General features: G+C 67.4%; 10 protein-coding genes and 1 pseudogene. 6 read left to right on the top strand and 5 right to left on the bottom strand.

Annotation, left to right across the window (positions count from 1 at the left end):
* Window positions 1-388: 388 nt before the first annotated feature.
* From DFR74_RS28225 to DFR74_RS28215, 3 genes are all read right to left on the bottom strand, one after another.
* Window positions 389-649, bottom strand: coding sequence for a hypothetical protein (locus tag DFR74_RS28225; RefSeq protein ID WP_113975325.1), 261 nt, complete (start codon window positions 647-649; stop codon window positions 389-391).
* A gap of 72 nt (window positions 650-721) precedes the next feature.
* Window positions 722-1,090 (bottom strand): hypothetical protein, encoded by a 369-nt coding sequence (locus DFR74_RS35605; protein ID WP_147265954.1) that lies wholly within the window; start codon window positions 1,088-1,090, stop codon window positions 722-724.
* Window positions 1,087-2,676, bottom strand: a complete 1,590-nt coding sequence (locus DFR74_RS28215; RefSeq protein WP_170160807.1) for a recombinase family protein — start codon at window positions 2,674-2,676, stop codon at window positions 1,087-1,089. Before DFR74_RS28215 ends, DFR74_RS35605 begins: the two co-directional genes overlap by 4 nt.
* A gap of 100 nt (window positions 2,677-2,776) precedes the next feature.
* On the opposite strand from DFR74_RS28215, the pseudogene DFR74_RS28210 reads away from it, so the two are divergent.
* From DFR74_RS28210 to DFR74_RS28200, 3 genes and pseudogenes are all read left to right on the top strand, one after another.
* Window positions 2,777-2,905, top strand: a pseudogene (locus DFR74_RS28210) (exodeoxyribonuclease III); the annotation flags it as partial.
* Entirely contained in the window at window positions 2,902-3,369 is a 468-nt protein-coding gene (locus tag DFR74_RS28205; protein WP_067510693.1) for a guanyl-specific ribonuclease, read from the top strand. The pseudogene DFR74_RS28210 and the gene DFR74_RS28205, both read left to right, overlap by 4 nt.
* The gene (locus DFR74_RS28200) at window positions 3,369-3,854 is read left to right on the top strand and encodes a barstar family protein (RefSeq protein WP_067510692.1); all 486 of its coding nucleotides are present in this window, start codon (window positions 3,369-3,371) and stop codon (window positions 3,852-3,854) included. Before DFR74_RS28205 ends, DFR74_RS28200 begins: the two co-directional genes overlap by 1 nt.
* A gap of 207 nt (window positions 3,855-4,061) precedes the next feature.
* Here the strand turns inward: DFR74_RS28200 and DFR74_RS28195 are convergent, their stop codons facing one another.
* On the bottom strand, window positions 4,062-4,697 hold the full coding sequence (locus DFR74_RS28195; protein ID WP_067510691.1) for a TetR/AcrR family transcriptional regulator: 636 nt from the start codon (window positions 4,695-4,697) through the stop codon (window positions 4,062-4,064).
* 122 nt (window positions 4,698-4,819) lie between these two features.
* Here DFR74_RS28195 and DFR74_RS28190 point away from each other — a divergent pair, with 122 nt between their 5' ends.
* The 3 genes from DFR74_RS28190 to yhjD are packed head-to-tail and all read left to right on the top strand — an operon-like array spanning window position 4,820 to window position 7,868.
* Window positions 4,820-5,746, top strand: coding sequence for an oxygenase MpaB family protein (locus tag DFR74_RS28190; RefSeq protein WP_067510690.1), 927 nt, complete (start codon window positions 4,820-4,822; stop codon window positions 5,744-5,746).
* A 22-nt stretch (window positions 5,747-5,768) separates the two neighbouring features.
* Window positions 5,769-6,800 carry a tryptophan--tRNA ligase gene (gene trpS, locus DFR74_RS28185; protein ID WP_067510689.1) on the top strand — a complete coding sequence of 344 codons (1,032 nt, stop codon included), beginning with the start codon at window positions 5,769-5,771 and terminating at the stop codon, window positions 6,798-6,800.
* A 45-nt stretch (window positions 6,801-6,845) separates the two neighbouring features.
* Complete coding sequence (gene yhjD, locus DFR74_RS28180; protein ID WP_067510688.1) at window positions 6,846-7,868, top strand: inner membrane protein YhjD; 1,023 nt, start codon at window positions 6,846-6,848, stop codon at window positions 7,866-7,868.
* 165 nt (window positions 7,869-8,033) lie between these two features.
* On the opposite strand, the gene DFR74_RS28175 is transcribed toward yhjD, so the two are convergent.
* On the bottom strand, window positions 8,034-9,320 hold the full coding sequence (locus DFR74_RS28175) for a D-alanyl-D-alanine carboxypeptidase family protein (RefSeq protein WP_067510687.1): 1,287 nt from the start codon (window positions 9,318-9,320) through the stop codon (window positions 8,034-8,036).
* Between the last annotated feature and the right edge of the window lie 10 nt (window positions 9,321-9,330).

Genomic DNA, 9,330 nt, shown 5'->3' with positions numbered 1-9,330 from the left:
CTTGAAGGATCACGCGGTGGCCATCTCCTTTCCGGCTACGACACGCCGGTCACACCGGACGATCCGGCTGATACACCACCCTGCCGGACGCAACCGAATTCCTCGGGTGCCTTCGGGTACCCTATGAGGATTTCAGTCCGTTTGTGCGGCTATTCGGTGGACAGGAAGGGACCCCCTGGGGGGCTGCCCCCTCCCCCGGCCTAGCGGCCTAGCTCTCGGCATTCAGGCCCGTACCTCCCTGGTATCAGGGGTGGGGGTAAGGGGGCATCGGAAACGAATCATTCGGCCCTTGGCGTGGCAGCTAGGGGCCTTTTTCAGGCCAACGGCGGCGCGGAAGCCCGCCTAGCCACGGCCCGGCTGTGGCGTATAGGAAGGGGCAGGGATGCCACTAGAAGATCATGGCGAACGACTTGCCCAGTTGAGGCAGCTCAAGTCTGAAACCATCGAGCGATTCAATCAGGCGTCGCCCGGAGTCACGCCACAGTACGTCCGGGTGATTGCGGATCTCGCGCGGGAAATCGAGGAACTCGAAGAACCGGCCCGGCCTGCGTCGGATACGCCGTTGGATGAGTTCCGGCGGAGGGTCGACGCTCGCAGGGAAGGGCAAGGCATGGCACCGCGACAGCGAGACTCTCAAGCGAGCCTGCACGGTAGGTCCTCACTGGATTAGAAACAACGAACCCCCGACAGGCCCGAGCCTGCCGGGGGTTTAGCTGTTTGATCAGTGCCGGTGGAAGCCGCTGCACTCCTCGCACTGGTCCGGCTCGGTCATGTGGTGAACAGTATCCGTGTCGTGGAAGTGATCGCACAACGCGCAGGGTTCGAATATGTCGGCGTGCAATTCAAGCGTGAGCCACTCGGCTCGAAAATCGGGCCTGGTGTACAGCTCAGAGATGACCGCGCCACCCATCCATTCGTCGTCCTCGAATGTATCGGATGCTGCAAGAACCAGTCCGTGTTCGGCGATGTATTCCGACACTGGGTTGAACAAAGAGTGACGTGCCTTAACGAGCGGAGAACGGTAAACGTTCAGCCGGTCGGCGTGTGCTTCGGCAACTATGAAGCACGGACTCGCGATAATCGTCTTCATTCTTGGTCCTCCCCGTATCGTTCGGCGGTACGCACCGCATCCCACTCGGGATGCGGGTTTTGGGTCTGCGCTTCTTCCTCGGGCGTCGGCGGTCGGTTCAAATAGTCTGTTCGGAGCTGGCTCAAGTCGGCCTCCGGAATATCCAAAGCCTTGCTCATCGCATCTTCGGGGATGTGAATCCGCCACGACGGCGGGGCCATGCTGTGGATATACAGGCGAATCCCGGCGTTGAGTAGGAGTGTCCGGCGTTCCTCCTGGTCCATCCGTTCGTACGCCTGTGCGTAGGTCTCGCCGGTCGGCTCATCGATATATTGCGCCTCACGATGGGGGAGCGACTGGAGTATTTTCCGCTTCTCCACTAGCGCTGTCAGGCGCTCCATGTATTCATCGTGTCCACCTTCGTAGTCGTACAACCCGGTGTCGCGCTCGTCCCGGATTCCTGTCATCGCGCGGTCAACCGCTTGTAGCTCGTCGGTGTGGTCTTCGCCGGGTATGAACTTGCGTTCGGTTACCGGCAATGCGGCGAGTTCTTCGAATACCAGCGCATCCAACAGTTCTTGCACGGCAGATTCCGAGAAGGATGCTCCCTCGCATCGGGGCTTGCCGGTTTTGGGTACGCATCGGTAGTAGGAATATTTGCGGCCGTTCGGGTTCGAGGTAATTACGCGGTACAGCCGGTCTCCGCACCGTTCGCAATATACGACTCCGAGAAGGGGCGCGGCACCGTGCGACCGCTCCCTAGTGCGTGAGCGGTTCCGTAGCTTTTCCTGTATCTGGGTCCATTCTTCGTCCGAGAAGATGCCGGTAGGTGTGTATCGAATCGGCATCCCGTCCGAGCCGCGTGCAAGCCTGCGTTCTTTCTTGGATGCACCAATGAGCTTGTAACCCTGGGTCGCGGGCGAGCCAAGGATCTTTCCCACGCTGGATTGATTCCATACATCAGAAACCGGAGTCTTACGCTTGGCCCCCTCTTTGTGGTAGTACCGCGCGGGGGTCGGGAGGCCATCGGCGGTGAGCCGTGCCGCAATCTCCCACTGAGACTTACCGGCTAGGGTCATCTCACCCATGATCCGGACGGCTTTGGACGAGACCGGGTCAATCTCCAGAGTCTTACCGGCTCGCTCGTGTTCAACGATCCGGTACCCGTACGGTGGTTGCCCGCCGGACCACCGGTCCATCTTCCTCAGCGCGTTGTGTGAATCCTTCACGCGGGTCGACAGCGTTCCGGCCTCCAGCTCACCAAGGGCGGCAATGATCGTCGCCATTGCCTTTCCGAACGGGGTGGAAAGGTCGAACCCCTCGGTTGCCGACACCAGCGACTTCCCGTTTTCACCACACCAGTGGATGAGGTCCGCGAGGTCCTTGGACGACCGGACCAGACGGTCAAGCCTCCACACCACGATGACATCGAACTCGTGGCTTCGGTTCTTCAACCAGTTGCCCAGCTCCGGCCGGTCGAACGGTGAGTACTTGGTGGCGGATACGTCTAGGTCTACTGCGGTGCCCGCTTCGGACCATCCACGAGCAGTCAGGACGTTTCGACCGTGCTCAAGCTGACGCGTCGGTGACGTAGATTCGTCTGTCATGACTGATAGCCGCGCTACCAGCAAGGCGCGTAGTTGGGGTTCCATCCCGGTTCCTTCCCTGGTCAAGGGTGATTCTCATTGTAGAACCGAGTCGATCTGGTGGCGCATCGATTACCACCTGGCGCGCGGTGCGATCGCGGACCGGGCCAAGCAGGCGGTGGTGGAGCGGGCCGCCTCCTACGATCAGCGCTGGTCCGACCACGCGCCCGTCACGGTGCAGTACCGATGAGCCCGAAGACCTGGCGGCTGGTGTCCGCCCTCGGCGTCCTGGTGGTGGCGGTGGTCGCCGGGCTGCTGTTCGGCCGCGGGGACTCCGGCACGGACACGGCCGCGCCGACTACCGCGAAACCGGCCGCCACCTCTGCGCCCCGCCCCGCCGACAGTCCCGCCGCCACCCCGACCAAGGTCGCGGGCGTACCCGATCGCGCCTGGGCCACGCTCGCCGAGATCGATGCGGGCCGCTGGCCGGATTCGGCGAACTCGCCGGGCACCAAGGGTGGTGAGCGCTGGATGAACCGCGACGGCGACCTGCCGCGCACCGACAGCTCCGGCAGGCAGATCACCTATCAGGAGTGGGACGTCAATCCCAAGCAGCGCAACCGCTCCCGCGACGCCGAACGCATCGTCACCGGCAGCGACGGCTCGGCTTGGTACACCGGCGACCACTACGAGACCTTCACGAGGATGCGCTGATGACCCGCACGGTTCCGCTCTCGCAGTTCTTGGCCCGCGAAACGGCGCCGGAGGCGCCCGCCGCCCCGGCCGACGCCGTCGTCGGCGCGCTGCCGGTCGCCGCGCCGGAGCTGAGCGAGGTGCGTTACCGTGCGCCCACCGGGTACGTGGTGCGGGAATTGCGCGGGCCGAAGATGCGCGACACCGCGGGGGTCTTCGACGAATGGGCCGCCGCCTTCCAGTTCCCGTACTACTTCGGCGCGAACAAGGACGCGTTCGACGAATGCCTGCGCGACCTGGACGATTTCGTCGGCGACGCGGCCGGATACGTGGCGGTGATCCGTGATTCGGCGGATCTGCTCACCGAACAGCCAGACGAGCGCGGCTGGTTCACCGAAGCCATGCGCGACTGCGCGGACTACTGGCGCCGCCGCGACGTGCTGTTCCGCGTGGTCTGCCAGGGGCCCGCGGCCTCGCCGCATGTGGTGCCGCTGAGCCTGGACTGAGCCCTTCGCGACCGCGGCCGAGCTGGTCAGCATCCACGGCAGGCGGCGTGACCGGCTTCGCGCGCGACGACGCGCTGGGCGACCACGCCCTGGACGGTCGCCGCGAATGTCTACGCCCTCGCGCATGGGCCGAGAGGGCTCCGACTCCACTCCACGAGGCGACCCTGCACCGGTCCTGCTCCAAGCACTGGGAACTCGCCCGCCACCTCAGCCCAGCCGGCGCGCCAGATCCTCGCCCAGCAGCACGAAGACGTCCGTCGTGTGCTCGACCAGTTCGTCTCGCGTGAGCGGTAATTCGCCCTGGACCCAGCTGGTGAGGGTCTGGACGAGGCCGCCCACCAGGTAGGTGGCGCGGAAGTCGATGGCGGGATCGGGCTGCTCGTCGGTGATGCCGTAGAAGTCGATGCCCTCGGCGGCGACCATGCGTGCGAAGGCGCGGATGGTGTCGGTGGTGCGGGTGCGCAGTTCCGGCGTCGCCATGCCCGCGACGAGCGCGACCTTCGCCTTGCGCGGATCGTCGGTGAGCACGTGGATGCCCGCGGAGATGGCGGCGTGCGCCATGCCCCGGGAATCGGCGGGCGCGGTGCGCAGCGCGTCGACGATGGCGGCCGCCAGTTCCTCGGCGATCCGGTCGACCAGCCCGGCGAGCACCGCCTCCCGGCTGTCGAAACTCTCGTAGTAGTAGCGCTCGTTGAGTCCCGCCGCCGCGCACAGCCCGGAGACGGTGAGCTTGGGCAGGCCGTCGGTGCCGATGATGTCCAGCGCGGCGTCCAGCAGCGCGGTCCGGCGCTGCGCCTTGCGTTCGTCGGCGGAGATGCCGCCGTAGGTCCGCTGCGCTGTCACACCGACGATTCTGGCACGGTCTGAATTCTGGCATGGGGTGTTGCCAGAAAGAAGAATCTGGTGGATGCTGTTGCCAGATGATCCGAACCGGTCGCGACCGGCCCGTGAGCAGGGAGACAACGATGTCCGGATACTTCGCCGACGACTCCGTCGTGCGGCGCGTGATGCGCAAGCGGGCGGTGGGAGTCACCTACGGTCAGCGCGCGCTGGTCATAGGCACCGTGCATCCGCGCCTCTATGTCGGGACCGCCGAGAACACCGAACACCGGGCGACGCCATACACCCGGCTCGCGCTCACCGGAAAGCTCTTCGAAGCCGTCTTCCTCGGCACCAAAGAAGAAGCCGATCGGGCGTTGGCGTTCACCGCGAAGAAGCACGCGACGGTTCGCGGCGCGCTCCCGGAGGACGCCGGGCCGCACCACCCCGCGGGCACGCCGTACTCTGCGTTCGATCCGCACCTGATGTTCATGACCATGGCCTTCACCTTCGATTCCGCCGAGGTCATGCACGACTTGCTCGTTCGTCCGCTCACCGCGGGGGAGCGTGCGGGCCTGTACGGCGACTACGTCCGCTGGGCTGAGCTGTTCGGCATGCCGCGCGAGGCCGCGCCCGCCGATTACCCCGCCTTCCGTGCGTATTTCGACGCCTACCTCGGCTCGGACGAACTGTTCCTCACCGACGAGGCGAAGCTGGTGGGCTCCTACCTCGCCGGACAGCGCGTGCCCTATCCGCAGCGGATGCCCCTGCGGCATGTCACTTCGGCGTACTACCTGCTCATCCAGGGCAGCCTGCCGCCGAGGATCCGCGAGATGTACGGAATCCGCTGGGGCGCGGCCGAAGAACTCGCCTTCCGCACTCTGGCGCGCGGCGTGCGCACCGCCCACCTCGCGCCGCCGCTGGCGCCCCGTGTCCTGCGCGACAAGCTCGCCGGGCCCAGCGCGCCGCTGTACCGGCTGGTCTCCGACCGCGAACGCGCCCTCGCGCGCACCGGCCGGCCCAGCATGCCCGGTGTGGACACCCGGGCGCGGGCGGCACGGAAATCCGTTTGAACGGCATGGAAAGATCGGGGGCATGTCGAGCCCCGCACCAGCCCCGGCCGCCGAACGCAAGCAGCGCGTGCTGTCCGGGATCCAGCCCACCAGCTCCTCGTTCCACCTCGGCAATTACCTGGGGGCGCTGCAGTACTGGGTGACGATGCAGGACGACTACGACGCCCTCTATTTCATCCCCGACATGCACGCCATCACCGTGTCGCAGGACCCCAAGCAACTGCGCCAGCGCACCAAGGCGGCCGCTGCCCAGTTGCTGGCGCTGGGCATAGACCCGAAGAAGTCGACGCTGTTCGTGCAGAGCCAGGTGCCCGAACACGCGGAGCTGGCGTGGGTGCTCAGCTGCATCACCGGCTTCGGCGAGGCGAGCCGGATGACGCAGTTCAAGGACAAGTCCGCCAAGCAGGGCGCGGAGAACGCGACCGTCGGCCTGTTCACCTACCCGGTGCTGATGGCCGCCGACATCCTGCTCTACCGCCCGCACCAGGTGCCGGTCGGCGAGGATCAGCGCCAGCACCTCGAGCTCACGCGAAACCTGGCGCAGCGCTTCAACACCCGCTTCAAGAAGACCTTCGTGGTGCCCGAGCCGCACATTGTGAAGGGCACCGCCAAGATCTACGACCTGCAGGATCCGACCGCGAAGATGAGCAAGTCCGCGTCCACCGACGCGGGCCTGATCAACCTGCTCGACGATCCGAAGATCACGGCGAAGAAGATCCGCTCGGCGGTCACCGACACCGAGCGCGAGATCCGCTACGACCCGGAGGCCAAACCGGGCATCAGCAACCTTCTGGTGATCCTCAGCTCGCTGACCGGCACGCCGATCGTCACGCTCGAGCGGGATTACGCCGGTAAGGGCTACGGCGACCTGAAAGCCGATGTGGCCGACGCGCTGGTGGAATTTGTCACGCCTTTGCGCACGAAGGTGGAAGAGTATCTCGCGGATCAAGGCGAACTCGACCGCATCCTCGCCGCCGGGGCCGAGCGTGCGCGGGAGATCGCCGGCAACACTCTCGCACAGGTTTACGACCGGGTGGGTTTCCTGACCCGCTAGGCCGGGTACGACGCGTGCGGGGGCAGGCGTCGAAGGGGCGAGCGGGTGCAGGTGATCGACAACATCAAAGCGGCGGTCGAGCGGCGGGTGCAGGCCCGCCCGTGGCTGGATCACCTGGTCCGCGCCGGCGGGCGCTACCAGAGTCAGCGCGGTGACTACTACGCGGCGGGCATCACGTATTTCACCGTGCTCTCCCTGTTCCCGCTGCTCATGGTGGCCTTCGCGATCGCGGGTTTCGTGCTGGCCGGTAACCCCGAGCTGTTCCGGGAGTTGCAGGACAAGATCGTCGAGCTCATCCCGGGCGAGTTCGGCGATCAGGTCAACCAGCTCGTGGACCAGGCCGTCAGTTCTCGCGGCACGGTCGGCGTGCTGGGCCTGCTCGGCGGCCTCTACACCGGGCTCGGGTGGATGGCGAACCTGCGGGCCGCCCTCACCGAACAGTGGGAGCAGAAGACCGAGGACGGCAACTGGTTCGTCACCAAGCTCTCCGACCTCGGCGCGCTCCTCGGTCTCGGCGTGGCGTTCGTGGTGTCGTTCGGGCTCTCGGCGGTGGGCTCGAGCACCTTGGGCGCGCGGCTGCTCGTCTCCCTCGGACTGTCGGGCATGCCCGGCGCGCGCGTGCTGCTGACGGTGCTGTCCATCGTGCTCGCGGTGATCGCGACCTGGGCGGTGTTCGCGTGGATCATCGCGCGGCTGCCCCGCGAACCCGTCACGCTGGCCAGCGCCGCGAAGGCCGCGCTGCTGGCGGCGGTGGCGTTCGAGGTGTTCAAGTACCTCGCGTCGTTCTATTTGCAGACGGTGCTGCGCAGCCCGGCGGGCGCCACCTTCGGCTCCATCATCGGCCTGATGGTGTTCAGCTACATCACCTATCGGATCCTGCTGTTCGCGACGGCGTGGGCGGCGACGGCGTCGGACAACCTGCGCGCGGCCGAGGTCGAGCCGCCCCCGCCCGCCGTCATCCAGCCGCGCGTGGTGACGCAGGCGGCGTCGTTCGGTTCGGCGGCCACGTACTTCGGCGCGGGCGCATTGGCGGCGCTGGGGCTGGGCCTGTTCCGCCGCCGGCACTGACAGGCCGGAAGACTCGCCGAACTTCGTGGAACCGGAGCGCACCTCGCCGCGTCCTATATGTTGACGCGACATCACCGCTGGGTGCGGGTGTCGGGTCGGGGATCGCGACGCGATCCATCGTGGCGGCCGCCCGGTGCCCAGCGAGGGGTGGGCACCGGCGTCGCGTCAGCGCTTGCGCCGGTTGACCGAGCGCGCGCCCAGCAGGAGAACCAGGATCGCGATGATGCCGCCCACCACCAGCATGGTGCGCAGGCCCGCGTGCTCGCGCTCCCGCGGCGGGCCGGCCAGGATGTCGGCGGTGTCCTTCGGCGGGGGAGAGGCCAGCACCACGTCGGCCTCGGTGGGTGCGTCGGGCCCCGGCAGGGTCCCCACCGAGGTCGCCGCCGGGAGGGCAAAGGCGTAGTCGAGGAGGTCGGCGGCCTGGCGCCACGGGCGCGACGGCTCCACCTCGGCCTGCAACAGGGTGACCACCAGCCTGCGCCCGTCGCGCTGCGCGGCGGCCACGAAGGTCTGTCTGGCGTCGTCGGTGAACCCGGTCTTGCCGCCCAGCGCGCCCTCGTAGTTGTACAGCAGCTGGTTGTCGTTGCCGATGGGAAAACCCGGGTGGTCGGTGTCGTCGAGGATGGTGGGGTTCTTCGGATAGCCGGGGAAGTCGACCTGCTCGGTGCGGATCAGTTCGGCGAACAGCGGCAGGGTCATGGCGTCGCGGAACAGCACCGCCAGGTCGTAGGCCGAGGTGCTCATGCCGGGCCCGTCCAGTCCCGACGGGGTCGCGGCGCGGGTGTCCAGCGCCGACAGCGACTTCGCCCGCTCGTTCATCAGCCGCACGGTCGCCTCGTCGCCGCCGAGCTGCGCGGCGATCGCGTGCGCGGCGTCGTTGCCCGACGCCATGATCAGGGCCTGCATGAGCTGGCGATTCGTGTAGCGCCCGCCGGGGCCGATGCCCACCCGGGTGCCCTCCATATCGGCGTCGGCCTGGGTGCCGACGACCTCGGTATTCATATCGAGTTCCCGCAAGGCCACCGCCGCCAGCAGCACCTTGATCGTGCTCGCCGGGCGGTAGCGCCCGTGCGGGTCCTTGGCCGCGAGCACTTCGCCGGTGTCCAGATCGGCCACCAGCCACGCGGTCGCGGACAGGTCGCGCGGCGCGGACGGCGCGCCGTCGGGCAGCACCACGCCGCACTCGCCCATCCGCGGGCCGCCGATCGGCGTGGCCGGAACGGGCAGCGGACTCGGCGTCGGCTGCCCGGGGCGCGGCACCTCGGAGGAGTCGACCGGCGCGGGTGGCTGGGTGCGCTGCGGGCACGCGTCGGTGTTCGGCGTGGTGAACGGCGTCGTGGTGGTGGTCGACGGCGTCGCGAAGGCGGGCGCGGCGCCGCCGAGCACGGCGACGACGGCGAGCACGCTCGCGAGGCGGCGCGCCGTGCGGCGGTGCGTGGGCGGGATCGTCATCACCGGCGAG

The organism is Nocardia puris, from assembly GCF_003315035.1.
In the GTDB taxonomy this organism is placed as follows: Bacteria; Actinomycetota; Actinomycetes; order Mycobacteriales; family Mycobacteriaceae; genus Nocardia; species Nocardia puris.
This window is presented reverse-complemented; position numbering and strand designations above follow the sequence as displayed.

Excerpts from the sequence above, each read along its gene's own strand:
- DFR74_RS28190 (WP_067510690.1), top strand. The coding sequence starts at position 4,820 with ATGTCCGGATACTTCGCCGACGACTCCGTCGTGCGGCGCGTGATGCGC.
- DFR74_RS35605 (WP_147265954.1), bottom strand. The coding sequence starts at position 1,090 with ATGAAGACGATTATCGCGAGTCCGTGCTTCATAGTTGCCGAAGCACAC.
- DFR74_RS28205 (WP_067510693.1), top strand. The coding sequence starts at position 2,902 with ATGAGCCCGAAGACCTGGCGGCTGGTGTCCGCCCTCGGCGTCCTGGTG.
- DFR74_RS28200 (WP_067510692.1), top strand. The coding sequence starts at position 3,369 with ATGACCCGCACGGTTCCGCTCTCGCAGTTCTTGGCCCGCGAAACGGCG.
- DFR74_RS28175 (WP_067510687.1), bottom strand. The coding sequence starts at position 9,320 with ATGACGATCCCGCCCACGCACCGCCGCACGGCGCGCCGCCTCGCGAGC.
- trpS (WP_067510689.1), top strand. The coding sequence starts at position 5,769 with ATGTCGAGCCCCGCACCAGCCCCGGCCGCCGAACGCAAGCAGCGCGTG.
- DFR74_RS28215 (WP_170160807.1), bottom strand. The coding sequence starts at position 2,676 with ATGACAGACGAATCTACGTCACCGACGCGTCAGCTTGAGCACGGTCGA.